Genomic DNA, 26,532 nt, shown 5'->3' with positions numbered 1-26,532 from the left:
GCACTCGTGGAGCAACCCTCAGAATCAGGCCGTCATCGTTCTGCCAGCGACTTCATACTGCTGTTCGTCTGCACGGCGAACATCTGCCGCTCGCCGATCGCGGAGCGGCTCACCCGCGCCGGACTCCCCGCTCTGCCGTTCGTGGCGATGAGCGCGGGTAGCCACGCCATCGCGGGCAGGCCGATGGCCGCCGAAGCGGCAGCGGCCCTGCGGGAATGCGGCGGGAACCCGGACGGGTTCACCTCGCAACCGCTGACCGAGGATCTGGTGCGGGCCGCCGACCTGGTCCTGACGGGCACGGCGGAGCATCGCCGCGAGGTCGTGACGATGCGGCCGCAGGCGTCGAGCCGGACGTTCACCATCTTGGAGTTCGGGTCCCTGGCGGGGGCCGTGCCCGGCGCGGAGCTCATGGAGATCGAGAATCCGGTTCTGCGGGCGCACTCGCTGGTGGAGCGGGCACGCCTGCTCCGCGGTGTGGTGCGGGTGGAGAGCCTGGACGTCGCCGACCCCTTCGGCGGTCCTGGGAGGGGATACAAAGCAGCAGCCCGGCGGATCGCCGCCGGGCTTGCTCCTTTCTTCGGGCACTTCGCCCCTACGCCCCAACGGGCGTTGGACGTTCGCTGAACTTCTCGGCCTCGGATACGGCCTCCCCGTATCCGTAGGCGGTGTATCCGTACCCGTACCCGTCGCCGCCCCTGACTGGGGCGAAGTTGAGCACGGTTCCGAGCAGCCGGGCGTTGACGGAGGCCAGCAGGTCCACCGCCCGCGCCAGGTGCTCTCTGCGCGACTTGCCGTACCTGGCGACCAGCAGCGCCCCGTCGCAGACGGCGGCGAGCGCGGCGGCGTCGGTGACCGGCAGCAGGGGCGGCGCGTCGATGATCACCATGTCGAAGTCCGCGGTGAGCCGCTTGAGCAGCAGCCGCATCTGATGCGAGCCGAGCAGCTCGCTCGGGTTGGGCGGCACAGGTCCGCTGGGCAGCACTGACAGGCTGTCGCGGCCCCAGCGCTGCATCACGGCGCCAAGCTCGGCCCGCCCGATCAGCACGTCGGTCAGCCCCACGCCGCCTTCGATGCCGAGGTACTCGGGGATGCGCGGCCTGCGCAGGTCGGCGTCCACCAGGATCACTCGCCACCCCGCCTGGGTGAGGGCGATCGCCAGGTTGCTGGCGGTGGACGACTTGCCCTCGCCAGGGAGCGAGCTGGTCACGACCAGCGACTTGGGCTGCTGGTCCACCCCGATGAACTGCAGGTTGGTACGCAGCGAACGGAACGCCTCCGCCCGCGCGGACCCTCCTTCCGCCCGGACGATCAGCGGGTGCTTGCGGGCGTCCCGTTCGAAGCTGATGATCCCGAGCGTGGGGCTGTTGGAGATCTTCTGCATGGTGTCGCTGGACTTGATCGTCGTGTCCAGCCTGTCACGCAGGATGATCGTTCCCGCGCTCACCAGCAGCGACAGCAGTACGGCCAGCGCGAAGTTGAGCACCGGCTTGGGACTGACGGGCACCGTGGGGAGCTCCGCGCGGTCCACCACGGTGACCCTGACGGTCGCGGCGGCACCCGGAGCCGGCCGCTCGAGCTCGTCGATGAGCCGGGTGAAGGTGGTGCCGAGAGCGTCGGCCAGCCTGCGAGCCCGGGCCGGGTCGGTGTCGGTCACCGTCGCGCGCAGCAGGACGGTCTCCGGCACGGCTTCCGCCCTGATCTGGTCCTGGAGGTTGCGCACGTCCGCGCTGCCCACCAGCTGCTCGAGCACGCGGCGGCTGGTGAGCAGGTTGGCGTAGGACTTCACGCGCTCCTGAGACAGCAGCACCGCCTGATAGGCCGTCGCCGTGCTGCCCTTGTTGTTCTGCGCCGAGACCAGCAGGGAGATCGTCGCCTCGTACTTCTTCGGCGTGTTGACGGTCACCACGTAGGCCGCGCTCAGAGCGAGAGCGAGCGATAGCAGGATGAGCAACAGGTTTCTCCGGGCGAGCCGGATGTAATACACCAGATCCACGAGGTGGACGCCTCTCAGGAGAGCTTGCGGGTTGACTGGGATGGCGCACCCGGTGCGGTCGCCGTTTCGTAGACGTCGACACCTTGAAAGAGGGCGACGAGGAGGAGCGCTGCGCCGCCCGCGGCGATCATGGCGACCGTGGCGTCGACTGCGCCGAGGACGATGGCCAGCCCGAGTACGCCGCCGAGCCCGGCCACCGCCGCGAGCGTCACGACCACGGTTCCTGTGCCGAGCCCAAGGCGCCGCATTCGGTGCGACACGTGGTCCGTGCCTCCCCGGAGCAGCGACCGGCCGTTCAGCTTGCGCGAAATCAGGACCACGCCGGTGTCCACGACGCCCATGAAGACGGGCAGCAGCATTCCGGCTGGAACGGCCGCGCCGCCCTGCTGGGACACCAGCAGGACGGCCGAGCAGGAGGTGGTGAAGCCCAGGAAGAGCGAGCCCGCGTCACCCATGAACATCCTGGCGGGACGCCAGTTGTGCAGCAGGAAGCCGAGGCAGGCGGCGGACAGCGCGGCCAGGAGCAGACCGGGACTGGGCTGGCCGAGAGCGAACGCCGTCGCGGAAAGCAGCCCGCAGCTCACCGCGCCGATGCCGGCCAGCGCGCCGTCCATGTTGTCGAGCAGGTTGAACGCGTTGGTGATGAGGACGATCCACAGCACGGTAAGGGGAATGTCCATCCATTGGCCGGACAGCGGCGCCCGCACACCGTTGAGCACGACCCCGGTCGCCACCACGACCTCCACCATCAGCCGGACGACCGGGGAAAGTGGCTGGAGGTCGTCGAGCAGGCCCAGGATGGCCACGGCGCACCCGCCGAGCAGGATCGCGATCATGCTGGGGTCGACGGCGGCGAACACGCACGTCAGCGTCCCGAGCAGGATCGCGACGCCGCCCAGGTAGGGAGTCACCTCCCTGTGAGCCTTGTGTTCCGCGGGCACGTCCGTAAGCCCCATCCGGAGGGCAAGCCGCCGAAGTGGGATCGCGGAAGTGGCGCTGACCACACCGGCGGCCGCCCCGGTCAGGAGAACGGTCGTCAGGATCATGGGGTGAGCACCGGCCCCTCACGGCGCACCGCCGTGATCGTGTCGGTGAGGATGTCGCGCAGCGTGCGCCGCGGAGACCAGCCCGTCAGCGCGCGCAGTTTCGAGGTGTCGGGGACCCTGCGCATCATGTCCTCGAACCCGGCCTCGTACGCCTCGTGATAGGGGACCATCCTGACGCCGGCGTCGCTGTCGCACATCTCGCCGATCTGCTTGGCGAGCTCGAGGATGGTCACCTCCTCGCTGGACCCGACGTTGAAGGTCTGCCCGACCGCCTCCTCGGTGTCGAGCAGCCTGATCAGGGCATCGACCACGTCGTGGACGTGCGCGAAGCAGCGGGTCTGGGTGCCGTCGCCGTACACCGTCAGCGGTTCTTCGCGCAGCGCCTGGTGGACCAGCCGGGGGATGACCATCCCGTAGGCGGGGCTCTGGCGCGGGCCGACCGTGTTGAACAGCCGGACCACGATGGTCTCCAGCCCGCGCTCCCTGTGGTAGGCGTTGGCCAGGATCTCGTCGACCGCCTTGGCCGTGCTGTAGGACCATCGCACGACCGTCGGGCTGCCGAGGATCCGATCGGCGTCCTCGCACAAGGGGCCCGCGGCGTTCTTGCCGTAGATCTCGCTCGTGCTGGCCATCATGATCTTCTTGCGGTAGCGGTGCGCCGCCTCGACCACGGCCTCGGTGCCGCGGATGTTCGTGGTCAGCGACCGCAGCGGCTGCTCCATGATCAGCTTGACGCCGACGGCGGCGGCCAGGTGGACGACTACATCGCACTGCCGCACCAGCTCGTCGACGATCAAGGTGTCCAGGACCGAGCCGTGCACGAACTGAACATTGGGCGAACGGGGCACGTTCTCCGGCGAGCCGGTGGCAAGGTTGTCCAGGATGATGATCCTCTCGTCGCGCTGGAGCAGGGCGTCGATGAGGTGCGAGCCGACGAAGCCCGCTCCTCCTGTCACCAGATACGTGGTCTGTTCTCTGCCGTCCATGTGGCTCTCCTCGTCTCCGCGCGGCTAACTGACGGCCGGGGGAAATTCAGGTATGCAGAGTTATTCGATCACAGGAGTGACGGATTTCGGTGCAACGCGAATACATGGCGTAACAAGTCAGGTTCATGCGTGGGTGCGGTTATAGTCAGCGGCCCCCGTAGGAAATGAAACAGGCGGCAAAACGACCGCCCGCATGGCCGCTCCTGTCGCGATTTCCGTCGTGTCTCGTCGGCTGGCCTCCGTTAGGTCCTGATAGGTTCCTCGTTGTCCTGACAATCCCGCGGGGCTGCCGGGACACCGTCGTAAGATGCGGAGCAAGCAGGTCAATGTGTCTGTTATTGAGGAATTTTGCGGGCGAATCACCAATCTGAATGACACTCGCGCTAGTACGTCCCGCTATGACCTACTTTGCGCGTTGGCGACGGCGTGTCTGGCCGCGATCGTGCTGGTCATGCTGGGCGAATACAGGTTCATGTCGCTGGCCATTCCCGCGGCCTTGTTCGCGGTGTTCGCGATCGTGAGGCCACGCGCCGCGGCCCTGTCCCTGCTGCCCCTTGGCATGCTCATCTCGATCGCGTTCGAATGGGGTCTCGCCGGCCAGCTGGACGTCAGCCAGGTCACCGCCGCGGTCGTCACCGCGTGCGTGGCCATCGTGGCCGCCGGCGTGAGCATCAGATGGCTGTCCGGGCAGTTCCGGCTGAGCATGGAGCACCTGCTCATCGGCGGGCTCGGCGCTCTGGTGCTGGCCTCCTACCTCGCTCCGCCGGTCACCGTGGCGCAATGGGCGAGCGTGAACAGCCTGGTCGACAGCCGCCACTTCCCCGGCCTGCTCGTCTGCCTGCTCACACTCGCCATCACGCTCGTGGTGCCGCCCAAACCCGCCCACGTCCTCCAGCTGTTCGTCTGGAGCAGCGTCGCGGTCGCCGTGTTCGCCTTCTCACAGGGCCTGTACGGGTCCAACGACCGGCTCTACACCGAGGTGTACTACTCGACCTGGCTCGGGATCATCGAGGGGCCCGCGGTGGCCGTGTGCATCGGTCTGGCCTATGCCCGCCGTACGGCGCTCTGGCTTGCTCCTGCCGCCATCTGCCTGAGCTGTGTCATCGCGTCGGGATCCAGAGCGGGAACGCTGGCCGCCGCGGTCGGCGTGACCTTCTACCTCATGACCCTGCGGTCCGGGTTCTGGCGGATGCTGTTGCTGTTCGTGCTGGGGGCCAGCGCCTTGCTGATCCTCTGGTACGGGCCGTCCGTGGAGGACCTGCTGGCGCCGCTGCGGGATGGATCCAGCATCAACTCGAGCGACCTGCACCGCTCGGGGCTCCTGTCCTCGTCGCTGGATCTGATCGCGCAGCATCCGCTACGCGGCGTCGGATACGGAAACCTCGTCCAGATGATCGAGATCTCGTACGGCCCGCGGACCGGCGCCCACAACGACTACATCCGGTTGGCGGCCGAGAACGGCCTCCCGGCGCTGGCGCTGTTCCTGATCCTCGTCTTCCTCGGAGTCTGGCCGCGCCAGCAGGGCGATCTCGGCGTGGTCCGGGCGCTGGTGGTGTCCTGTCTGGTCTGGATCGGCACGGACGTGGCGCTCCCGCACCCGGTGATCTCCGTCCACTTCTGGATCCCGCTGGGGTGCCTTCTCGCCGCACGGGCGAAAGCCGCTGCCATGCCGGGAGACGCCGGCGTGAAGCTGACGCGCTCGTTCCGGCGCCGATCCCGATCGCGATCACGGGCCAGCTGACCTGGGAATCCTTCGCCGGAGGCGCGACGCGGGTGTCAACGACCTCCGGCGGCTTGGATTTAGGGCTTCTGCACCACCTCGTAGACGCTGCCCACGCCGTCCTGGCCGTGGCCGGCCGCTTCGGCCCGCTCGAACAGCCGCAGCAGCGCCTTCGGCCAGGACGCGTCGACGCCCTCGTCCTCTAGCGCGTGCACCGCGTGGCCGAGGCCGACGACCTGCATGTGCAGGCTGTTCTCCCCGCCCGGGTACTCCCCGCTCGCGAAGTGCTCCGTGAGGATCTTCAGGTAGCCCATCGGGCCCTCGACGGCCAGGCCGCCCACCAGGTCCTGCGCGAACGGCAGGAACTCCGCCGGCTTGGCGCCCGCCGCGCCCACCAGCGCCGTGGCGTGCATGTGGCCGGCCAGGGTCGACCAGAACATCAGCAGGCTGGCCTGGTAGTACGACATCGCCAGCCCCGCATCCGGGCCGACGTACTTGACCTCCGACAACGCGGCCAGCGTGTCGGCATGCCGGTCGAGGGCCTCACGAGGCCCGCTGTAGTAGGTGTACGCGCCGGGCTGCCCGATGCCGGGCGGGGGAGTCATGATGCCCGCGGTCACCAGCACGCCGCCGCGCGAGGCCACCCACTCCGCCGCCTCCCGCAGCCGGTTGGGCGTGTCGGAGCTCAGGTTGACCAGCACCTTCCCATCGAGCCGCTGCTCGCCCAGGCTGTCGTACATGGCCTGGTAGTCGATCTGGCTGATCACCACCAGGTCGCTCGCGGGCCGGTCGGCCCACTCGGCGCCCAGCGCCAGCAGCGGGTCGGCCTTGCTACGCGTACGGTTCCACACGCTCACCCGGTGGCCCGCCGCAAGGAACGTCTCGGCCATCTTCGCGCCCATCGGGCCAAGGCCGATCACAGTCACATCAGTCATGACCCCAGGCTTCCTCGCCCCGCTTCGGAATTCCTTCGGCTCGGCTACGGGTCAACCCGAAGCGATGCGGGTCCCCGAGCGGGCAGGAGATCCGGGTGCCTCGCGAGCGCCTTCAGCCAGCCAATAGGTCTTTTGTGTCGTTTATTCCGTTTTCGGCAACGAGATGAATGATCGAGGGATTCTTGAGTCCGTGCTTCGTGCTCGGCGCCGCCCATGACTGCGTTTCGATGGCGATGCCGCGGGCCGCGAAGGCGGGCTGGTCGAGGTAGGCGGCACCAGGCTGCCCGGTCAGATAACTGGAGCCCCCCACCGCGCTGACCAAATTGAGCATCAATTCGCCTTTCGCGCCTGAGACGTCGAGATCCGAACTGCGGATCACTTTGCACGACGGCTGGAGGAGCGAGGAGATGGCGCAGAAGGAGCGCCAGCACACGGCTTCGATGGTCGTCGCGTCAGGCTGGTACACCGGGTCGAGCATCGGTTTCACCACGTCCCAGTGCGCGCTCCTCGCGTAACAGTGCAGGATGCTTGTCCTGTGCTTGAGCCACCCGTCGCTGAGCCGCGCCTCGGACCAAGGCACGTCTCGCGAGCCTTGCTTGGGAAGACGCAGGACGAGCTGCTGGCCGTTCGGCGTCTCGACGATGGTCCGATCCTCCCATTTGGTGGAAGATCGGGCGAACTTCACGGAATCGAGCCAGATGAAGATGTCAGAGTGGAACACACGGTTCCATACGTGCGCGCGAGCCCAGTAGGTCGGCTGAAGGATGGCAACCGTTGTCACGACGGCCTCGAATTGACGAGCCGGAGGATTCGAAACGCCTCCGCGTACTGAAGGCCGACGCTGCTTCCCCGCAGCGTTGCCCAGGCGTCGACGACATCGGGGGCGATCACCTCGCGTCCGAACTGCGATGACTGGTAAAGGGACACCGCCTTGAGCTTCAGGTCGCGGACGGATTCGATGTCCACGTAGTAGTTCAGCTCGATTTCCCGCCCGTCGAACCCCCAGGTGGATCCGGGGTATTCGTAGGAGGCGACCATCTGCGCGATGTAACCGTTGCGCGACAGCGGGCGGGTGGCACTGATGCCCGCTTCGAACGTCACCACGTGGTCCTGGTGGTATGACGGGGCCGGAATCAAGACCTCGCGTGGCCGTTCGGCGTGCAGGACGCTTTCGATCCGGCCGACGAGTTCGCGCCGATCGACGGAGAGCAGGCGGGCCTCCCACTCTTTTTCGTAGAGCACGGTGTAACGGAACCCGAGAATGTCGGCGACCTGGTCGATCTCCACGTTGTCGTCGGTTGGCGCGACGACGAACACCACCATGGGGTCGTCGGCCATGGCCAGAACGCCACCGCATCCCAGGGTTTCGTCATCCATGTGCGGTGCGATCACTACTAGATCGGACATGCCATCCTCCTTGGGGGCAAGGACTGCCTTCGCGACGGGGCATTCCTGCTGTCCGGGCCGCCGCAGAGATCTCTACCTCATTTGTAATCCATTGGTCACTCTTCGTGCTCGGCGTTTCGGGTACGGGTTTCGTGAAGAGATCCTCGAGCCGGTGCCAAGCCCGCGCATCGGTCCCTGCTCTGCGGGGGAGAGCGGACCTCCTGGTGCGTACTTACGACATCGGCTTGCCCCTTCAAGGGAGCACGTCGATGACGTCCGGAGCGGGACGTCATACGGTCGAGGCGACCGGGAGGGCGTCGATGAGACCACGATAAGTGATCGAACTGCTACGCTGAGGGCGTCTGACGACTACAGAGAGTGTTGCAAGAACGACAGAGCGCTGTTTCCCGGAATGTCGTCGGGTACTGGGTTGCGCGACAACGGAGCGCTGCGCGCGGTTTCGACTCTGGAGGCAGATCTGTGACTTCCGTCCATTTGATGGTCGATCGCTCACGTCGTTGGCTCACGGGCCGGTGGTTCGACGTCCGCATGGGAACGGATACCTCCGGCACACCGGCCGACCGCGGCATCGATCACCAGGAGCTCGAACACCAGCCGAGCGACCTGCGCAAGATCCGGCGTGCTCTACGCGAGCTGCGGCCGGGGCCGGACGACGTGGTGATCGATTACGGCGCCGGGCTGGGGCGCATGATGCTCGTCCTCGCAAGAGACGTGCGAGTGCGCCGGATCATCGGGGTCGAACATCAGGCCGAGCTGTACCAGCGCGCCCAGCGGAACATCGACGCGGCGCGGCCGAAGCTTCGCTGCAAGGACGTCAGCATCGAGCAGGCCGACGCACGAAAGTACAAACTGCCGGACGATGTCACCGTTGTTTACTTCTACAACCCCTTCCGCGAGCCGACCTTGAGAGAGGTCATGGAGAGGATCGTCGAGAGCCTGCGGCGTGTTCCTCGCAAGCTGACCATCGTGTACAACAATCCTCCGGCGTGGAGCTCCGCCGTGGCCGAATACGGCTTCGAGCGCCAGATGATCGAGCAGCGCCTGCACTTCTACCACTGGATGTCAGGCACCGGGACGTAGGCCTCGGACTCGGGCGAGTGCGCTCGCCGAGCCCCGACTCGATGACGGCGCCATGGTCGTCGCCGCCTTGTCCCGCGTGACTGCTACGGAAATCCGATGAGCCCGCGACGGGTTAACGTGACGTGGTGAGATTCGGGGTGCTGGGGCCGCTGGCCGTATGGGGTGAGGACGGCGAGCCGGTACACGTTCCCGAGACCAAGGTGCGTGCGCTGCTGGCCGACCTGCTCGTCCACGAGGGTCGACCGGTCCCGGCCGACCGGCTGATCGAGGATGTCTGGGGGCGGGCGACGCCGGCGAGCACGCTCCAGGCGAGGATCTCCCAGCTCCGCCGCGCCCTGGGCGACCCGGGCGCGATCGTCCTGGGCCCCGCGGGGTATCGGCTGACCGCCGCCGACGTGGACGCCGGCCGTTTCCTGGCGCTGGCCGCCGCCCGCACCGGAACGCCCCGCGAGCGCGCCGCCCGGCTGGAGGAGGCGCTCGCGCTGTGGCGCGGCCCCGCTTACGCCGACTTCGCCGACTTCGACTTCGCCCGTCCCGAGATCGCGCGGCTGGAAGAGGCCCGGCTGTCCGCCTTCGAGGAGCTCGCCGAGGTACGGCAGGCACTGGGCGAACCCGTTGAGGTTGCCGACCTGGTGGCCGCCCACCCCCTGCGGGAACGGCTGCGCGCCGTGCACATGAAGGCCCTGTACCGGGCAGGCCGCCAGAGCGAGGCGCTGGCCAGCTACCGGCAGCTGCGCACGCTGCTGGCCGACGAGCTGGGGCTCGACCCGTCACCCGAGATCGTCGCCGTGCACGAGGCGATCCTGCGCCAGGATCCCGCGCTCGCGCCGCCCGGCGCCGCCTCGAGCCTGCCTGCGCCGCTCACCGACATGATCGGCAGGCAGCCGCAGGTCCGCGACGTGTCGGCCCTGCTGGAGACGTTCCGGCTGGTGACGCTGACCGGCTCGGGCGGTGTCGGCAAGACCCGGCTTGCTCTGGAGATCGCCTGGCACGTGACCGGAAGCCCGGCTGCCGGCGCGCGTGGGAGTGTTGCCTTTCCCGACGGGGTGTGGCTGGTCGAGCTTGCGGGCGCCGCCGACGTGGCCGAGGCCGTCGCCGCGGCGCTCGGCATGCGCGACGACAGCGCCGCGCCGCTGGCGGAAAGGCTCGCGAGCGGCCTGGCCGCCAGGCGGATGCTGCTGGTGCTCGACAACTGCGAGCACGTCATCGAGCAGGTGGCCGCGCTGACCTCGGGCCTGCTGCGCGCCGCACCCGGGCTGCGCGTGCTGGCCACCAGCCAGGAACCCGTCGGCATCACCGGCGAGCGCGTCAGCGTGGTGCCGCCGCTGTCCGAGCGCGACGCCACCCGGCTGCTGGCCACCAGGGCGGGAGTCGCCGAGGACGATACGCTGCGCGTCATCTCGCGTCGGCTGGACGGGATCCCGCTGGCACTGGAACTGGCGGCCCCCCGCGTCCGCGCCCTGGGCGCCGAGGAGCTCGCCGGGAGGCTCGGGTCGCCCGGCGGGGAAGCGGACGGGCGGCGGGCCGATGAGCGGTTCCGGCTGCTCAGCTCCGGCATGCGGGACGCGCCCGCCCGCCAGCGCACGCTGCGGGCCGTGCTCGACTGGAGCTGGGAACTGCTGCCGCCCTCCGAGCGGATCGTGCTGCGCCGCCTGGCCGCGCACGCCGACGGCTGCACCCTGGAGGCGGCGGAGACGGTCTGCGCCGAGCCGGGGGTGGACGTGGTCGACGCGCTGGTCCGGCTGGTGGACCGCTCGCTGGTCGTCTCGCGCGGCTCGCGCTTCCTGCTGCTGGAGTCCGTGGCCGCCTACGCGGCTGAACGCCTGGCAGAGGCGGGGGAGCGGGAGCCGGTCGCGGAACGGCACGCCCGCTACTACACCGAGTTGGCGGAACGGGCCGACCTGCGCGGCCACGGCCAGCGGCAGTGGCTGCAGCGCCTGGACGCCGAGAGCGCGAACCTGCGCCTGGCCACCCGCGGGCCGTACGCGCTGCGCCTGGTCAACGCGCTGGCCTGGTACTGGTTCCTGCGCGGCAGGCTGGGCGAGGCCCGCCGTACCCTGGCCGCGGTGCTGGAACGCGGCGGCCAGGCCGAGGAGGTGGCGCTCGCGACGGTGTGGCACGCGGGTATCGCCATGTCCGTGGGCGAGGCCGCCCCCGCGGTGCGCCACGACCACCTGGACGCCGCGGGCCGGGCGCTGGCCGACTGGTTCCTCACCCACGTCCGCTGGGCCTACGGCGACTTCCACGAGCACGAGCGGCGCGTCACCGGCGCGCTGGACACCTTCACCGCGCAGGGCGACCGGTGGGGGATGGCCGCGGCACTGTCGCTGCGCGCCAAGTACGCCGGAGGCAGGGGAGACCTGGCCGCCATGGAGCGCGACGGCCGGCGGAGCCTGGCCGTCTTCCGCGAGCTGGGCGACGGCTGGGGCCAGATCGAGGCGATGGACACCCTCGACCGGCTGGCCGAGATCCGCGGCGAGTACGACGAGGCCACCCGGCTGCGCGTGCGGGGGCTGGGTCTGGCAGAGGAGCTGGGCTTCGAGACCGCCAACAAGCTGTCCGCGATCGGCCGCAGCGCGCTGCTGGCGGGCGACTACGAGCGGGCCGACGACTACCACGAGCGGGCCAGGCGGCTGGCCGTGGAGCAGTCCTACAAGGGCGCCGAAGAACACGCCGCGCTCGGCCTGGCCGTCAGCGCCAGGCGGCAGGGACGCTACGCCGAGGCCGAGGCGTACGTCCGGCCGTGGCTGGCGTGGCTGCGCGAGGTCGACGGGCTGCCCGGGATCGCCTTCCTCATGGCCGAGCTGGGCTTCGCCGCCGAGCAGCGCGGCGACGCCGAGCTCGCGCTGGCCAGGCAATGCGAGAGCTACCAGGCCGCGCGCCGGACCGGCGACCCCAGGGCCATCGCCCTGTCGCTGGAGGGCCTGGCCGGGGCACTGTCGCTGTCCGGCCGGGCGCAGGAGGCCGCGCGGTCGCTGGGCGCCGCGGAGGGGATCAGGAACCTGGTGGGCGCGCCTCTGCCCGGCGCCGAGCGGCTGGACGTCAACCGGATCAGCGCCCGGCTGACCGAGCTGCTCGGCGCAGAAGCGTTCGCCGAGGTCCGCCGCTCAGGGCAGCGGGAACTCGGCGACCACCTCCCAGGCGCCCTGCGGGGTCGGGCCGGCGTATAGCCGCCCGCCCAGCGCCTCCACCCGCTCGGCCATCCCGACCAGCCCGAACCCGCCGCCCAGCCGCGAGACCCGCGGATCGGCCTGCGAGCCGTAGTTGCGCACCCGCAACAGCAGGTCGCCGCCGTTGCGGCGCAGCTCGGCCTCCACCCAGCCGGTGCCTGGCGCGTGCTTGCGCACGTTGGTGAGCGCCTCCTGCAGCACCCGGTGCAGCGTGGTCAGCACCTCGCGCGGCAGCGTCCGCTCGTCCACGCCCTGCCCGATCTCGAAGGCCACCCGCGGCCCGCCCTGCGAGAACCGCTCGGCCAGGATGCGCAGGTCGGCCAGCGTCATGCCGGGCGTGCGCGCGCCCTCCTCCTGCTCGCGCAGCACCGACACCAGGCGGCGCATCGACGTCAGCGCCTCGGTGCCGGCGTTGGCGATCGCGTCCAGCGCCGGCATCACGGCGTCCGGCTTCAGCTCGGCCACCGTACGGGCGGCCTGTGCCTGCACGACGATGCCGGTGATGTGGTGGGCCACCAGGTCGTGCAGCTCCCTGGCCAGCTCCAGGCGCTCGGCTCGCCGTACCGAGTGCACGGCCTCCGTGCGGCGCTCCTGCTGGAAGCGCAGGTAGCCGCCGATGCCTGCGGCCATCGACCAGGCGGCGAACAGCAGGAACGAGAAGGCCAGCCCGCCGCTGCGGTAGTCGCGGCCGCCGCCCTCGGCCATCAGCACCACCAGCGAGACGATCGCCAGGATCGCCGCCCGCCTGACCGGCTCGACGTTGCGCAGCACGCCGATCGTCAGGACGAGTATCGCGCCCGTCTCGGCCGTGCCAGGGGCGCCAGCGAAGTTGATCCCGCCCATGATCAGGGAGACCGCGAAGGACAGGCCGAGCAGCAGGGCGAACCCCTCGAGGCGGAAGCGGCGGCGCAGCACGACCGCGACGATCCCGGCCACGCCGCACATGGGGACCAGCCACTGCAGCCCGCCCATGCCGGCGGCCATGACCAGGTCGATCAGCAGCATCATGCACAGCCAGCCGAGGACCGCTATCTCGCTCAGCCGCCGGATCCAGTACACGATGCGCTTGGTGTCCCCCACGGCTTGAGCCTAAGCCGCAAGTCGGACAGCCAGTATCAACCGTTCGGCCGAGTCGGCGACCCCAAGCCCAGCCCTTCAGCGGAGGCGCCCGACCTGGTCCTGGACGCATGCTGGATGGCGTCGGAAGGGGGAAGGACATGATCGTCATCGGGTTTGTTCTGCTGGGAGTGGGGCTGGTGGTCGGAGTGCTGCTGGCACTGGCTGACCCCGTCATGCTCTCCCGGATCAACGGTGAGCCCGCCGAGGGCTCCAGCGGCCGCTTCATCCAGGTGCCGCGCAAGGACGCAGAGGTGGTACGGCTACCGCGCCGCGGCGGCCACGAGTCGAAGGCCGCCTGAACCGGGAAGGCGCACAAGAGACTCCGGGCTCGCGCGCGGCATGGCCCGCGAGCCCGGCGGGGCGCACGTCGGGGGACGGCGCCCCGGAGACGGCCCGCGATCGGTTGGGGGACGGATCGCGGGCCGCTTCCGTTACCGTGGGCCGTATGAGCAACGGTTTCGAAACCCTGGCGATCCACGCAGGTCAAGAGCCTGACCCGCTGACCGGTGCCGTGGTACCGCCCATCTACGCCACCTCGACCTACAAGCAGGACGGCGTCGGCGGCCTGCGTTCCGGCTACGAGTACAGCCGCTCGGCCAATCCCACCCGCACCGCGCTGGAAGAGGCGCTGGCCGCGGTGGAGGGCGGCGCGCGCGGGCTGGCGTTCGCCTCGGGGCTCGCCGCCGAGGACACCCTGCTGCGGACCGTGTGCAAGCCGCACGACCACGTGATCATCCCCAACGACGCCTACGGGGGCACCTACCGGCTCTTCGCCAAGGTGAACAGCCGCTGGGACCTGCGCTTCGACCCGGTTCCGCTGGGCAGCCTGGACGCCGTGGCCACCGCCATGACCCAGAAGACGAAGATCATCTGGGTGGAGTCGCCGACGAACCCGCTGCTCGGCATCGCCGACATCGCCGGGCTCGCGCAGCTGGCCCACGACTGCGGCGCTCTGCTCGTCGTGGACAACACCTTCGCCTCGCCGTACCTGCAGCGGCCGCTCGAGCTGGGGGCCGACGTCGTCGTGCACTCCACGACCAAGTACATCGGCGGACACTCCGACGTGGTCGGCGGCGCGCTGATCGCCGCGGACAAGGGGCTGGGCGACGAGCTGGCCTACCACCAGAACGCGATCGGCGCGGTGGCCGGGCCGTTCGACGCCTGGCTGACGCTGCGCGGGCTCAAGACGCTCGGCGTGCGGATGGACCGCCACTGCGACAACGCCGAGCGGATCGTCGACCTGCTGCTCGCGCACCCGCGCGTCACCCAGGTGCTCTACCCGGGCCTGGCCGAGCACTCGGGTCACGAGGTGGCCGCCAAGCAGATGAAGCGCTTCGGCGGCATGGTGTCGTTCCGCGTCGCCGGCGGCGAGGAGGAGGCCGTCAAGGTCTGCAACGCCGCCAAGCTGTTCACGCTGGGCGAGTCGCTGGGCGGGGTCGAGTCCCTGATCGAGCACCCCGGCCGCATGACGCACGCCTCGGCGGCGGGCTCGCCTCTTGAGGTGCCCGCCGATCTGGTGCGCCTGTCGGTCGGCATCGAGACGGTCGACGACCTGCTCGCCGACCTCACTCAGGCGCTGGGCTAGCGCGCGGTCGGCACGATCATCAGGAAGAGGATCACCAGCCAGATCAGCGCCACGATGCCGCTGAGCGCGGCGATCCTGCCGTTCTGCACCTTCGCGTCGTCGTCCGGGCTCTCGCTGGAGAGCGCCCGGACGGCGGTGCGCAGGTCGCGGTCGATGATGACCAGCAGCACCGCGGCCACGATGAACAGTGTCATCGAGGCCGTCATGTACCACTGGCCGAGCACGCCGTTGCCCATGTTCAGCCCGAGCGCGAGACCGAAGATCAGCACCCCGAGCGAGCCCAGGCTGTAGATCCTGGCCGTGCGCTGCAGGTTCTGCAGCACGGCGACGTTCTTGTTTCTGATGGCGCGCGGCGCGGCCATGGTCACGGCGGTGAGCGGACCGATCGTGAAGATGGCGAATCCGACGTGGAGCCAAGTCAGCAGGGGCGACATGCCCGAGAGACTAGTCCCCGGTGATCTCGCTGGGGGAGTCGACACTCTCTTTGCGCGCGTGAGAGCAGCGCATGATCAGCTCGCTGGCGGCCACGGCCACCGCCATGAGGACGACAAGGACGATTGCGGCAAGCAATGGGCTCCCCTCCTTCCCCGTCCCGGACGTAAATATCGTCCGTAATGACTAGACGCCTCGGCAACACAATTAGTTCGGCGCAGGTAAGGTGGCATGTCTCCGTTTTCTGCACCACGAGAGGTTTCTGGTCGTGGCCATCAGGCATGTCGAGCCCTACACCGACGAATGGCTGCGCCAGCCGGTCAGCTACGTGCGGCGCGTTGTCGACCTGCTCGGAGCCGAGGTGACCGAGTGGTGGGAGGGTCCCTGCGACCCACGTGACGCCACCGTCAGGCTCGGCGACGGCAACGCGCTGGTCTGGGACGAGGAGAGCGGCTGGCGGCTGGGCCGCTTCGTCTCCGGCGAGCGCGGCGCGCACGCCGAGCTGACCGACGTGCGCTACCTGGGCCACGGGCTGCTGCCCAAACCGGAGCGCGTCCCCGAGGCCCTGTCCGACGCCCGCACCGGCGTGGGCGCCAGCAGCGCCTGGCGTCCCTGCTACCGCTCGCACCGCAACTGCCGCGACGGCTTCGACGTCGCGCTGGACTTCTACGGCGGCCCTAGCGCGATCGCCGGAGTCTGAGGAAGTCGCTCACCACGTACTCGCCCAGGCGGTCGGCGCTGGGTGAGAAGACCCGGCCACCGTTACGGCGGGCCACCTCGTCCACGAACTCCTTGAGGCGCTCGTCCCCGGCCAGCATGAACACGTTGATCGTGGCGCGCCGCCTGGTCATCTTGTCCACCTCGGCCAGCGTGAGCTCCAGCGTCTCCCGCGAGGGCGGCCACTCGAAGGCCGAGCGCCCGTTGCGCATCAGGTGCGCCGTCGGCTCGCCGTCGGTGACCACCAGCACCACCGGCTCGAAGTCCGGATGCCGATCCAGATGCCGCCCGGCGATCAGCAGCGCGTGGTGCAGGTTCGTGCCCTGGACCATGTCCCAGTCGAGCCCGGCCAATTCGTCGGGCTGCAGCACCCTGGCGTAGTTCGAGAACCCGATGATCTGCACCGCGTCCTGCGGGAACTTCGAGGCCACCAGCGCCTGCAGCGCCAGCGCCGTCTGCTTGGCCGCCGCCCACGTGCCCCGCAGCGCCATCGAGTACGACAGGTCCACCAGCAGGCACACCGCCGCCGCGCTGCGCCGCTCGGTCTCGGCCACCTCGAAGTCGTCCACCGACAGCTTCACGGCCGTGCCGGTGCGCAGGCCGCCGTTGCGTACGCCGTTGACCAGCGTGCGGACCACGTCGATGGGCTGCTCGTCGCCGAAGCGCCACGGTCTGGACGACCCGGTCAGCTCCCCGGCCGCGCCGGCGTCGTGCTGGTCGTGGTCGCCGCGGCGGCCCGCGTCCAGCGAGGAGAACACCCGCCGCAGCGCCGTCTCGCCGAGCCTGCGCACCGCCTTGGGGGTCAGCTCCAGCTTGCCGCGGCGGCGCAGCAGGTAGCCCTGCTCCTCCAGCTCCCGCTCGATCCGCCGCAGCGCCTCCAGGTCGTCGACCGCCGAGCGGCCGAGCGCGCGCCTGACCGCGGCCTCGTCGATGTCGTCCAGCCGGGCGCCCGGGTAGTCCTGGCGCAGCGCCGACTCCAGCTGGGTCAGGTCGGCCAGCTCCTCGAGCGCGGTGACGGCGTCGCCCATGCCGAGCGGCTCCTCGCCCGTCATCCGCTCCTGCCCGCCCCAGGCCAGGTCGGGCCTGCGGGCGTAGAGCGCCTCGCCCAGGCGGCGCATCTGGTCGGCCAGGCCCGCCTGCTCCAGCGTCTGGTTGATCAGGTTGCTGAGCTCCTCGCGCTGGCGCGGGGTCATCGAGGCCAGCATCCGCTGGGTGGCGGCGGCACGGCGGGCCAGGATGTCGACCAGTTCCTCGAGGTTTCGCGGGTTCTCGGGGAAGAGATCTCCGTACTTGCCCATGAAGTCATCGAAGTCGGCCTGGGTGTGCTCGCCCCTGGCGTCCTTCTCCAGCATCTCGTTCAGGTCCGACATCATCTGCCGGACGCGCTCCATCGCCTCGGGGTCGGGGTTGGCCAGCGCGTCGCGCAGCCCCCTGAACTGGCTGTCGAGCACCTCGCGCCGCAGCAGGTCGCGCAGCTCCTCGAAGGTCTGCCTGGCCGCCTGGGAACGCCACTCGTAGGAGTTCAGCTGCTGGATCGCGCTCGCGGTGTCCTCCGGGAGCCCGTCCAGCTCCGACTCGCGCAGCCGCGCGTCGTCCGACGGATCGGGGAACAGTTCTGCGCGCTCCTGGCCGATCGCCTTGTCCAGCAGCGCTCTTGCCTTCTCCAGCGTGCCGTCCAGACGGCCACGATCACGCAGCTCGCGGCGGCGCCGCCGTACCTCGCGCAGCATGTCGTCCAGGCCGCGCCGGTCCTGCGCGCCGGGCAGGCCGCGCTTGAGCAGGTCGCGCAGGGCGTGCACGGGCGTCGAGCCGGACAGGATCGCGTCGCCCATCTCGTCCAGGGCCGCCCGCACGTCGTACGGCGGGGCCAGGGGGTCGGGGCCGTCGTTGTACTCGCCATAGCGGTAGGCGCTCACCGTCCCACGCTAACCCGAGATGCCCGGCTATGCGTCGCCGAAGACCTCCCAGACGTTGAGCAGTTGGTTGCTGAGCGGGTCGTAGTCCACGCGGACGCGCACGGGGTTCGCCAGCGGCTTGAGCGCTCTGGTGAAGTCCTTGTCGGTGCAGGCCTTGGTGCCCAGCCCGTGCTTGTCTGCGTGGACGGGCTTGCCGTGCAGCCACGGGTCGGCGCACCTGGCCGTGACGCGGTTGAAGCCGAGCATCCAGGTGTAGCCGAGGCGGAGCCCGCCGAACTGGACCGTGTGGTCGTCGACGCGCTTGACGGTGCCGGTCGCGGACCGGGTCGAGGAGCCGTCGGGCAGGAACTCGTTGACCATGACCGCCTTGCCGCCCTCGTAGGCGATCCGCACGGGCGCTGGGCCGAGCGACAGCACGAAGGCCAGGTCCTTGGGCGTGCAGCGGGTCTTGCCGAGGCCCTTGGCGTCGAGCGCCACCTTGCCCTCGGTCTCCTTCAGGTCGCAGGCCGCGGTGACCCTGCGGAAATCGGCCGCGGAGTAGTCGAGCTTGAGCTCCTTGGCGCCGGGCAGCCGCTCGAGGCGGTAGCGCTTGCCGTGCGCCGTGGCGGTCACGGGGGTGACGCGCAGGGTGGACGTGCCGTCCGCCCAGGCGTAGCCGTACACGACCGTGCCTGTGGCGGCGGTGGCGGGCGCGGCGAGGGCGCAGATAGTCAGAGCGGTGGCGCAGGCCAGCAGCGAACGCATGGGCGGTCTCCCCCGAAAGTGGTGATCTCCACCAGTCAGACGCGTGAGACCGCCCGGATGTTCACGTGCGGTAGACCGACATCCCGTCAAGATCGTCCTTGGACAGGCGCCGCATCAGGTAAAGGCCTTCCAAGGCGAACTCCAGGGCCGCGGCGGCGTGACCCGGCGACTCCTCACCCGCGCCCATGCCCAGCCTGGACATGACCTTGGAAAGGCCGCTGACCGGGCCGATCCGCTGCAGCAGCTCGGTCGCGGGCACCAGCTCGCCCGACTCCACCTGGTTGCCCTCGGCGAACTTGTCGGTGATCGGCGACAGGTCGGTGCCGCCCAGCCGGCTGCGGAACGTCTCCGCGGTGGCCCGGCGCAGCAGGTGGGCCAGGATCTCGGTCTCCCTGCCCTCCTCGCTGACCTCGAACTCGACCTTGCCGCGCAGGCTGTGCACGACGCTGGCCAGGTCGCAGACGCGGGAGACCGCGCGCTCCTCGCCGCTGATGGCCATCCTGCGCACCGCCGAGGCGGACGCCGTCTCGGCGGCCGCGATCGAGAACCTGGCCGACACGCCGGAGCGGGCGTCGACCGCGGTGGACTCGCGCACCAGCCGGGTGAAGCGGGCGATGATCTCGATGAGGTGCTCGGGGATGTCGGCCCCGATGTCCGGCATGGACTCCTGCCGGATGAGCGTCAGCTCGTCCTCGACCGTCAGCGGGTAGTGGGTGCGGATCTCGGCGCCGAAGCGGTCCTTCAGCGGGGTGATGATCCGGCCGCGGTTGGTGTAGTCCTCCGGGTTCGCGCTGGCGATGAGCAGGATGTCCAGGGGAAGCCGCAGGTTGTAGCCGCGGACCTGGATGTCGCGCTCCTCCAGCACGTTCAGCAGCGAGACCTGGATCCGCTCGGCCAGGTCGGGCAGCTCGTTGACGGAGAACACGCCGCGGTTGGTGCGCGGGACCAGGCCGTAGTGGATGGTCTCCGGGTCGCCGAGCGTGCGGCCCCCGGCGATCTTGATGGGGTCCACGTCGCCGATGAGGTCGCCGACCGAGGTGTCGGGCGTGGCCAGCTTCTCGCCGTAACGCTCGTCGCGGTGGCGCCACGCCACGGGCAGCTCGTCGCCCAGCTCACTGGCCTTCCTGCGGCATGCCGTACAGACCGGGGTGAGCGGGTCGTCGTTGATCTCGCAGCCCTCGACCACCGGGGTCCATTCGTCGAGCAGCCCGGTGATCGTGCGGATCAGCCTGGTCTTGCCCTGGCCGCGTTCACCCAGCAGGACCAGGTCGTGCCCGGCCAGCAGGGCACGTTCCAGATGGGGCAGGACGGAGTCGTCGAAGCCCACGATGCCTGGAAACCGGGGTTCTCCCGCCCGCAGCTTGGCCAGCAGGTTCTCGCGGACCTCTTGTTTCACGGTGCGATGAACGTAGCCGCTCTCTCGCAACTCGCGGAGATTTCGAGGTTGAGACACGGGAACGAGACTACGTCCCTCGCGGGAAATGTGGCAGAGGTTTCGCATCTGGCAGAGATTTCGGATCTTGACTATTGCGTGACGGTTCGTACGAGTGCTTGTTGCTCCAGTGGGGAGAATCGGGCCAAGGGAATTTGTCATATCAAGGGAGGCGAGACGCGTGGCACTGATGACGAGCCGCTTCGCCGATGGCCTCGCCGTGGATTCCGACCTGGTCGCGGCGGCGGAGAGCGCCGTCGGCCAGGCGCTGTCGAGGTTGAGCGGCAGTGCCGACCTGGTCTGTTTTTTCATCTGCGGTGACGATCCCGATGACGTCGCCAGGGCGGGTCAGCGCGCGATGGCGCTGGCGCCGGGCGCCAACGTGATCGGCTGCAGCGCCACGGGTGTGATCGGCGACGGGCAGGGCGTCGAGCTGACCCCCGCCGTCAGCGCGTGGGCGGCCACCCTGGAGGGCGCCAGGATCACCACGTTCGCCCTGGACACGCTGACGGCCGAGGACAGGTTCGTGGTGGTGGGGTTGCCGGAGCGGAAGCCGGACGATCACGTGGCGATCCTGCTGGCCGACCCGTACTCCTTCCCGACCGACGCCTTCGTCGAGCGCTCCGTGGACGTGCTCGGCGAACTGCCGCTGATCGGCGGCCTGGCCAACGGGCTGCAGGGGCGCGGCTCGGTCAGGCTGTTCGCCGACGGCGAGGTCTACCACGAGGGCGCGATCGGCGTTTTGCTGAGCGGGCCCGTGCACGTCTCCACCGTGGTCAGCCAGGGCTGCCGGCCCATCGGGCCGACCATGGTCGTCACCCGTGCCGAGGACAATCTGCTGCTGGAGTTGGCCGGTCAGCCCGCGCTGGCCCGCCTGGAGGACATCGTCACCGACCTGGACGAGGACGACCGCGAGCTGGTCGCCTCCGGGCTGCAGATCGGCCTGGCCATGGACGAGTACGCCGAGCGCCACGAGCGCGGCGACTTCCTGATCAGGGGTGTGATCGGCATCGACCCCGAGCGCGAGGCGGTGGCCATCGGCGACGTGGTCGACGTCGGCAGGACCGTCCGCTTCCAGGTGCGCGACGCCGCCACCGCCGACGAGGACCTCTACGACCTGCTCGACGCCCACCTCGAGCGGATCGGCCGGGTGGACGGGGCGTTGCTGTTCTCCTGCAACAGGCGCGGCTCAGCCATGTTCGGCTCGGCCGACCACGACCCCATCGCGCTGCGCGACACGCTCGGCCCCATCGGCGTGGCGGGCTTCTTCGCCGCCGGCGAGGTGGGCCCGGTCGGCGGGCAGAACCACGTGCACGGCTTCACCGCCTCCGTCCTGGTCTTCTCCGGTACGGCGGGCGGCCGGTGATCCTGGCCGTCGACGTCGGCGGCACCGAGATGGCCGCCGACCGGCTTGGTCAGGTGGCGCCGAGCGCGCGCCGGGTGACCACCGAGGCGGCCTGCTGCATGCGCCTGGCCTCCGCGTGGACCATGATCCTGCCCTCGTCGGTGAGCCGGAAGTAGCGCCGCTTGCGGCCGTTGACGACCTCTTCCTGCTCGACCTCGATGACGCCGTTGGCGGCCAGCCGGTCAAGCGCGCCGTACAGGGTGCCGACGGGCAGCGTGATGCGGCCGTCGGTCAGGTCGACGACGCGCTTGAGTATCGCGTGCCCGTGCAGCGGCCCGTCGAGCAGCGCGGCCAGCACGAAGTAGGCCTGCTCGCTCAACCCCGGCGCACCCTTCGGCATGCCCGCCAAAATACTTCGCCGCACGAAGTGCGGCAACTCATCTCAGCGCCTCCACGGGCTCCATCCGGGCGGCCCGCAACGCGGGGTAGAGCCCGGCCAGCAGGCCGACGACGGCACCCGCGACAGGGGCCGCGACCGCCAGCCGTACGTCCAGGAGGGGTGTCCACTGCTTGGCGGCGGAGATGGCGACGATGGCGACCACGCCCAGGCTGGCTCCGATCACGCCTCCGGTCAGCCCGATCAGCGTCGACTCCAGCAGGAACTGGGCGGCGATGTGACGGCGGGCGGCGCCCAGCGCGCGGCGCAGGCCGATCTCCGGCACCCGTTCCATGACGGTGACCAGGGTGACGTTGGCGATGCCGACCGCGCCGACCACCAGCGAGACCAGGCCGAGGATCAGGAACAGGGCGTTGACGTCGTCCTGCGCCTTGTCGCGTGCCTTGGTCGGGCTGGGTGGCGCGACCACCTGCAGCAGGTCGGCGTTGCCGGGGGACAGGGCGGTCGGGGCCTGCCTGGCGATCAGGCCGGCGGCGCCGAGGCTGGTGTTGATCAGGACGCGGGTCACGTTCCGCAGCCCGAACTGCCTGCCGATGGTGGGCGGCACCAGCACCGCGGTGCTCAGGTTCCGCTCGCGGCGCAGGTCGCCCAGGATGCCGATGACGGTGTAGGCGTGCTTGCCGATGAAGATCGCGGGAGCCTGGTCGAGGCGGGTGATGCCGAGCATCCTGGCCGCCTGGTCGCCGAGGACCGCGACCCGGTCCTGGCGCCTGACGTGCCCGAGGTCGAAGAACCTGCCCTGCACCATCCGGCCGCGGGCCGCTTCCGGCAGCCCGAGCGTGGCGGACATCACGGTCAGCGTCTGCTGGGTGACCCTGGTCGGGTCGACGATGGCGTTGGCCCGCACCGCGAGGTTGGAGCTGTCCTTGGACTCGGCGACGGCGGCGGCCGAGACCACGCCGCGCAGCCTGGTGACGCGGTCGAGCGCGTCCCAGGTCACGAGCGGCGCGGTCCCGGACTCCGGGACCTCCACCGTGATGGCCGTGGCGACCAGCTCGTCGAATCGGCCGACGATCTGGTTGCCCGCGGTGGCGGCCACGCCCAGGGTGACGACCAGTGTGGTGATGCCGAGCACGGTCCCGAGCGTGGTGAGCGCGGAGCGCACGGGCCGGGCCAGCATTCCCGCCATGGCCTCGGCGCCCAGGTCACGGATGTTCACTGAGCACCCCGTCGGTGATGCCGGCCCGGCGTCCTGCCCGCTCGCTGACCTCCTGCTCGTGGGTGATCACCACGATCGTCATGCCCTGCGCGCGCAGCTCGTCGAACAGGTCGAGGACCGCGCCGGTGTTGCGGCTGTCGAGGTTGCCCGTGGGCTCGTCGCACAGCAACAGCGAGGGCCGGCCCATCAGGGCCCTGGCGATGGCCGCGCGCTGGCGCTCGCCACCCGACAGGCGGTCGGGCAGGAAATCGACCCGGTGGCCGAGCCCCACGCGTTCCAGCGAGCGCAGCGCGCGCTCGCGCCTGCCCGTGCGCGGCTGCCTGCCGTAGATCTCGGCGAGCATCACGTTCTCCACCACGGTGCGGTGGGCCAGCAGGTGGAAGGACTGGAAGACGAAGCCGATGCGCTCGCCGCGCAGCCTGGTCCTGGCCGCGTCACGCAGTCCTGTCGTCTCCGTGCCGTCCAGCCGGTAGCGGCCTGATGTGGGCCGATCCAGCAGGCCGAGCACGTTGAGCAGGGTCGACTTGCCCGAGCCGGAAGGGCCGACGATGGCCAGGTAGTCGCCGTGCCGCACCTCCAGCGACACCTCGGCCAGCGCCCGCACGGCGGGGAACCGCTTGCCGACGTGGTCGAGCACGATGACGGGCTCAGGCACCGCTGATCACCACCCGGTCGCCCTGCTTGAGGTCGCCGCTGACCGCGACGCCGCCGTCGGCGGTCAGCCCGGTGCGCACCTCGACCTGCCTGGTCCGGTCGGGGGCGTACTCCACCTGCACCCGTGCCTTGCCGTCGGCCGCGGTGACCACCGCGGCGACCGGCACCACCAGGACGGCCGTGTCGGTGGCGCCGACGGTCACCTTGGCCGTGACGGTGGAGTCGGCCAGCCCGTTGAGGCCTTTCATCGACTTCGGGGTGATCAGCACCGGCTGCGCGCCGTTCTCCGCCGCCTTGTCGCCGGGAACCTTGGCCTTCTCCCCGACAGCCGTGAGCGTGGCCGGGTAGGTCTTGCCCGAGTCGAGCTCGATGCTCGCCGCCATCCCCTCGCGCAGCAGGTCGGCCTCGGTGGGTTCGACCGCCCCCGTCACCATGAACGACGAGCTGGTCACCGTGGCGACGTCGGCCTCGACTGCCTGTCCCGCCTTCACCTTCGTCTTCTGCACCAGGGCGGGCAGCTTCGGCAGGAACACGATCTCGCCCGGCGGGATGGACGTGCCGTAGGTTCTGGTGAACTCCGCCAGCATCGTCTTGGCCGCGGTCACGTCCTTGGCCGCGTCGGCCACCTTGAGCCTGGTGGGCGACAGCCGGCGGGCCTGGCGCAGGGCCTGCTGGGCGGTGACCAGGACGTCCCGCGCGTCGCGCACGGCCTTGCGGAGGTCGTCGAGCCGCTTCTCGCGCCCCTGCCTGGCCTCCTCCAGGATGCGTCCGTAGGACTGGTGTGCCGCGTCCAGCTCCGCCTGCGCGTTGGTCACCTTCAGCTCCAGCAGCCGCGTGTCCGTGGTGGTCTGCGGCTGCGGGGTGGCCGACGGGGTCGGAGTGGGCTGGTTCCTGGCCTGGTCGAGCGACTGCCGGGCTTCCGCGAGCTTCTCCTCGGCCGCGCGGACGGTCGAATCCGCGGCCGCGAGCTTGCCCTCGTCCTCGGGGGTGAGCTGCTGGGCCTCGGCTTCCTTCAGCGCGCGGTCGGCCGCCTTCTTGCCGGCCTTGGCGTTGTCCAGCTTGACCTTGAGCGGCAGCACGTCACGCCCCTGGTCGAGGGCCTGCTGCTCGGTGGCCTGCGTCTCCCGGGCGGTCTGTACGGCCTTGCGGAGCGTGTCGTAGGTCTGCTTGTCGGCGAGCGTGGGCAGCTGGGCCTCGTAGCCGTCCCTGGCGTACAGCCTGGTCATGGCCGCCACGGTCGCCGGGTCGAACACGCCGGAGGTGGGACCGCCGAAGCCGAGTCTGCGCAGCGCCTTCTGCAGTTGCCTGACGTCGTCGCCCCTGGTGCCGGGGGTGATCGTGCGGTGCATCGGTATCGTGCCGCGCAGCGCGTACACCGGGCGTCCGTTGACCTCCATCAGCAGCGAGCCCTCCGCGAGCCTGCCCTGGCTGGGTGGCCTGGTGACGCGCTGCAGCGTGGCGGTCCCGCCGACCACCCCGGCGAGGGTGATCGGCAGCGGCGAGCCGTACTCCAGGGTGCCGCTGACCACGACGGTGCTGACCAGCTTGCGCCGCTCGACCGCGGCCGTGACGAGCGAGGCCTTGGGCGCTGTACGGCGTGCCGCCTCGTCGGCCGGGGACAGCAGCCGCGTGCTCAGCCCCCAGCCCGCCGCCGCGATCAGGAGCACGCCCACCAGGATGAGCAGCAGTTTCCTGCGCGAGGATCCCATCGGTCACTACATGCCGAACTCGGCGTTGGCCTGGCGGTTGATCTCGTTCTCCCGCGGCGTGATGACCGCGTAGAAGTCCTTACCGCACTCCAGGTCGTCCAGGGCCGCCTTGATCTCCTTGGCCAGGTACGGCTTGGCCTCCTCGGGGGTCATCGTGGGCATGTAGATCATGGGGATGTCGTCGTCGCCCTTCGGCGGGGGCGCGACCTTGGGCACGTCGTCCCGCTGGGCGCGGCCGAGCCTGTCCTCCTCTGCCGTGAACTCGGCCGAGCCCCGCTCGGACATCGCCGACGGGGTGGTCTTCCCGGTCGCGTATCCCTTGCCCTTCAGGCAGTCGGCCATCGCCGAGGCCAGCTCGACGAGCTTGGGATCGGAGTCGATGCGGCTGATGGTCAACTCCTTGGCGGCCTTGTTCACCTGAATGAAGTAGTCGTTCGCCGACCGCAGGGTCTTGCCGAGCACCTTCTTGACCGACTCCACGTAGCACGCGTCCAGCGCCTTGCGGTAGGCGGCGAACTGGGGCTTGGAGAGGTCGCTCTGGATCTTCATGTTGGGGTTGATGACCGGATTGTCGGGCTTGACCGCCGGATTCCCGAATTCCTTCGGGTACACCAGCTCCGCGAACACCCCGAATCCGTACTTCCGGCGGTAGTCCCGCATCGACTGGTAGTCGCCGTTGTCGCGCTTGACCTCGTCGGCGGTCTTCTTCTTCTCGGGCGGGACGAAGGCGACGTAGGTGAAGCCCTTCTGCTTCATGCAGTCCGCCTTGGCCGCCTCCAGCAGTTGCCGATTGTCCGTCACCGCTCCCGTGGGTGACGGCTGCGCGCTCTGGGGGGCGCCCGCGCAGCCGGTCAGCATGACGACGGCGGCCACGGCCACAAAGGATCTCTTGGGCATGGCGACGAACATACTCCGTTGAACGAAGT

General features: G+C 69.9%; 25 protein-coding genes. 8 read left to right on the top strand and 17 right to left on the bottom strand.

Annotated features, from left to right (window positions below; all coding sequences use genetic code 11):
- Positions 1-6: 6 nt before the first annotated feature.
- Positions 7-624 carry a hypothetical protein gene (locus ACIBHX_RS22260; protein WP_397069073.1) on the top strand — a complete coding sequence of 206 codons (618 nt, stop codon included), beginning with the start codon at positions 7-9 and terminating at the stop codon, positions 622-624.
- Here ACIBHX_RS22260 and ACIBHX_RS22255 read toward each other — a convergent pair.
- The 3 genes from ACIBHX_RS22255 to ACIBHX_RS22245 all read right to left on the bottom strand — a co-directional run bounded on the left by ACIBHX_RS22255 (position 593) and on the right by ACIBHX_RS22245 (position 4,025).
- A complete protein-coding gene (locus ACIBHX_RS22255; protein WP_397069072.1) occupies positions 593-1,993 on the bottom strand; it encodes a polysaccharide biosynthesis tyrosine autokinase in 1,401 nt (466 codons plus the stop codon). The genes ACIBHX_RS22260 and ACIBHX_RS22255 overlap by 32 nt on opposite strands.
- A 14-nt stretch (positions 1,994-2,007) precedes the next feature.
- The gene (locus ACIBHX_RS22250; protein WP_397069071.1) at positions 2,008-2,904 is read right to left on the bottom strand and encodes an MraY family glycosyltransferase; all 897 of its coding nucleotides are present in this window, start codon (positions 2,902-2,904) and stop codon (positions 2,008-2,010) included.
- A 131-nt stretch (positions 2,905-3,035) separates the two neighbouring features.
- A complete protein-coding gene (locus ACIBHX_RS22245) occupies positions 3,036-4,025 on the bottom strand; it encodes an NAD-dependent epimerase/dehydratase family protein (RefSeq protein WP_397069070.1) in 990 nt (329 codons plus the stop codon).
- Positions 4,026-4,440: 415 nt separating this feature from the next.
- On the opposite strand from ACIBHX_RS22245, the gene ACIBHX_RS22240 reads away from it, so the two are divergent.
- Positions 4,441-5,766, top strand: coding sequence for an O-antigen ligase family protein (locus tag ACIBHX_RS22240; RefSeq protein WP_397069069.1), 1,326 nt, complete (start codon positions 4,441-4,443; stop codon positions 5,764-5,766).
- A gap of 59 nt (positions 5,767-5,825) precedes the next feature.
- Here the strand turns inward: ACIBHX_RS22240 and ACIBHX_RS22235 are convergent, their stop codons facing one another.
- The 3 genes from ACIBHX_RS22235 to ACIBHX_RS22225 all read right to left on the bottom strand — a co-directional run bounded on the left by ACIBHX_RS22235 (position 5,826) and on the right by ACIBHX_RS22225 (position 8,087).
- The gene (locus ACIBHX_RS22235; protein ID WP_397069068.1) at positions 5,826-6,680 is read right to left on the bottom strand and encodes an NAD(P)-dependent oxidoreductase; all 855 of its coding nucleotides are present in this window, start codon (positions 6,678-6,680) and stop codon (positions 5,826-5,828) included.
- 112 nt (positions 6,681-6,792) lie between these two features.
- Entirely contained in the window at positions 6,793-7,461 is a 669-nt protein-coding gene (locus ACIBHX_RS22230) for a WbqC family protein (protein ID WP_397069067.1), read from the bottom strand.
- Positions 7,458-8,087, bottom strand: a complete 630-nt coding sequence (locus tag ACIBHX_RS22225; RefSeq protein WP_397069066.1) for a PIG-L deacetylase family protein — start codon at positions 8,085-8,087, stop codon at positions 7,458-7,460. The genes ACIBHX_RS22230 and ACIBHX_RS22225 overlap by 4 nt, the downstream gene beginning before the upstream one ends.
- A 477-nt stretch (positions 8,088-8,564) precedes the next feature.
- On the opposite strand from ACIBHX_RS22225, the gene ACIBHX_RS22220 reads away from it, so the two are divergent.
- Together ACIBHX_RS22220 and ACIBHX_RS22215 are read left to right on the top strand one after the other, a co-directional pair.
- Positions 8,565-9,167, top strand: a complete 603-nt coding sequence (locus ACIBHX_RS22220) for a class I SAM-dependent methyltransferase (RefSeq protein ID WP_397069065.1) — start codon at positions 8,565-8,567, stop codon at positions 9,165-9,167.
- Between the two features lie 125 nt (positions 9,168-9,292).
- Positions 9,293-12,337, top strand: a complete 3,045-nt coding sequence (locus ACIBHX_RS22215; RefSeq protein ID WP_397069064.1) for a BTAD domain-containing putative transcriptional regulator — start codon at positions 9,293-9,295, stop codon at positions 12,335-12,337.
- On the opposite strand, the gene ACIBHX_RS22210 is transcribed toward ACIBHX_RS22215, so the two are convergent.
- Positions 12,275-13,417, bottom strand: a complete 1,143-nt coding sequence (locus ACIBHX_RS22210) for a histidine kinase (RefSeq protein ID WP_397069063.1) — start codon at positions 13,415-13,417, stop codon at positions 12,275-12,277. The two genes, ACIBHX_RS22215 and ACIBHX_RS22210, sit on opposite strands and share 63 nt — an antisense overlap.
- Before the next feature lie 137 nt (positions 13,418-13,554).
- On the opposite strand from ACIBHX_RS22210, the gene ACIBHX_RS22205 reads away from it, so the two are divergent.
- On the top strand, positions 13,555-13,755 hold the full coding sequence (locus tag ACIBHX_RS22205) for a hypothetical protein (protein WP_397069062.1): 201 nt from the start codon (positions 13,555-13,557) through the stop codon (positions 13,753-13,755).
- Positions 13,756-13,901: 146 nt separating this feature from the next.
- Complete coding sequence (locus ACIBHX_RS22200) at positions 13,902-15,041, top strand: cystathionine gamma-synthase (protein WP_397069061.1); 1,140 nt, start codon at positions 13,902-13,904, stop codon at positions 15,039-15,041.
- Here ACIBHX_RS22200 and ACIBHX_RS22195 read toward each other — a convergent pair.
- Entirely contained in the window at positions 15,038-15,475 is a 438-nt protein-coding gene (locus ACIBHX_RS22195) for a DUF2269 family protein (protein WP_397069060.1), read from the bottom strand. The genes ACIBHX_RS22200 and ACIBHX_RS22195 overlap by 4 nt on opposite strands.
- Before the next feature lie 10 nt (positions 15,476-15,485).
- Complete coding sequence (locus ACIBHX_RS22190; RefSeq protein WP_397069059.1) at positions 15,486-15,611, bottom strand: hypothetical protein; 126 nt, start codon at positions 15,609-15,611, stop codon at positions 15,486-15,488.
- A 130-nt stretch (positions 15,612-15,741) separates the two neighbouring features.
- Here ACIBHX_RS22190 and ACIBHX_RS22185 point away from each other — a divergent pair, with 130 nt between their 5' ends.
- Positions 15,742-16,173, top strand: coding sequence for a DUF6292 family protein (locus tag ACIBHX_RS22185; RefSeq protein WP_397069058.1), 432 nt, complete (start codon positions 15,742-15,744; stop codon positions 16,171-16,173).
- Here the strand turns inward: ACIBHX_RS22185 and ACIBHX_RS22180 are convergent.
- The 3 genes from ACIBHX_RS22180 to ACIBHX_RS22170 all read right to left on the bottom strand — a co-directional run bounded on the left by ACIBHX_RS22180 (position 16,151) and on the right by ACIBHX_RS22170 (position 20,351).
- Positions 16,151-18,106: a VWA domain-containing protein gene (locus ACIBHX_RS22180; RefSeq protein ID WP_397069057.1), complete on the bottom strand. Its 1,956-nt coding sequence runs from the start codon at positions 18,104-18,106 to the stop codon at positions 16,151-16,153. The genes ACIBHX_RS22185 and ACIBHX_RS22180 overlap by 23 nt on opposite strands.
- 27 nt (positions 18,107-18,133) lie before the next feature.
- The gene (locus ACIBHX_RS22175) at positions 18,134-18,850 is read right to left on the bottom strand and encodes a hypothetical protein (protein ID WP_397069056.1); all 717 of its coding nucleotides are present in this window, start codon (positions 18,848-18,850) and stop codon (positions 18,134-18,136) included.
- A gap of 61 nt (positions 18,851-18,911) precedes the next feature.
- A complete protein-coding gene (locus ACIBHX_RS22170; protein ID WP_397069055.1) occupies positions 18,912-20,351 on the bottom strand; it encodes a sigma 54-interacting transcriptional regulator in 1,440 nt (479 codons plus the stop codon).
- Between the two features lie 121 nt (positions 20,352-20,472).
- Between ACIBHX_RS22170 and ACIBHX_RS22165 the strand changes: the two genes are divergently transcribed.
- Positions 20,473-21,648: an FIST N-terminal domain-containing protein gene (locus ACIBHX_RS22165; RefSeq protein ID WP_397069243.1), complete on the top strand. Its 1,176-nt coding sequence runs from the start codon at positions 20,473-20,475 to the stop codon at positions 21,646-21,648.
- Between the two features lie 49 nt (positions 21,649-21,697).
- On the opposite strand, the gene ACIBHX_RS22160 is transcribed toward ACIBHX_RS22165, so the two are convergent.
- From ACIBHX_RS22160 to ACIBHX_RS22140, 5 genes are read right to left on the bottom strand one after another with little or no spacing between them, the layout of a single operon-like run.
- Positions 21,698-22,027: a PadR family transcriptional regulator gene (locus ACIBHX_RS22160; RefSeq protein WP_397069054.1), complete on the bottom strand. Its 330-nt coding sequence runs from the start codon at positions 22,025-22,027 to the stop codon at positions 21,698-21,700.
- 37 nt (positions 22,028-22,064) lie between these two features.
- Entirely contained in the window at positions 22,065-23,243 is a 1,179-nt protein-coding gene (locus ACIBHX_RS22155; RefSeq protein WP_397069053.1) for an ABC transporter permease, read from the bottom strand.
- The gene (locus ACIBHX_RS22150; protein ID WP_397069052.1) at positions 23,230-23,898 is read right to left on the bottom strand and encodes an ABC transporter ATP-binding protein; all 669 of its coding nucleotides are present in this window, start codon (positions 23,896-23,898) and stop codon (positions 23,230-23,232) included. The genes ACIBHX_RS22155 and ACIBHX_RS22150 overlap by 14 nt, the downstream gene beginning before the upstream one ends.
- The gene (locus ACIBHX_RS22145) at positions 23,891-25,606 is read right to left on the bottom strand and encodes a peptidoglycan-binding protein (protein WP_397069051.1); all 1,716 of its coding nucleotides are present in this window, start codon (positions 25,604-25,606) and stop codon (positions 23,891-23,893) included. The genes ACIBHX_RS22150 and ACIBHX_RS22145 overlap by 8 nt, the downstream gene beginning before the upstream one ends.
- A gap of 6 nt (positions 25,607-25,612) precedes the next feature.
- Positions 25,613-26,503, bottom strand: coding sequence for a hypothetical protein (locus ACIBHX_RS22140; protein WP_397069050.1), 891 nt, complete (start codon positions 26,501-26,503; stop codon positions 25,613-25,615).
- Between the last annotated feature and the right edge of the window lie 29 nt (positions 26,504-26,532).

The sequence above is a fragment of the Nonomuraea sp. NPDC050536 genome (assembly GCF_044457685.1).
Lineage (GTDB): Bacteria > Actinomycetota > Actinomycetes > Streptosporangiales > Streptosporangiaceae > Nonomuraea.
This window is presented reverse-complemented; position numbering and strand designations above follow the sequence as displayed.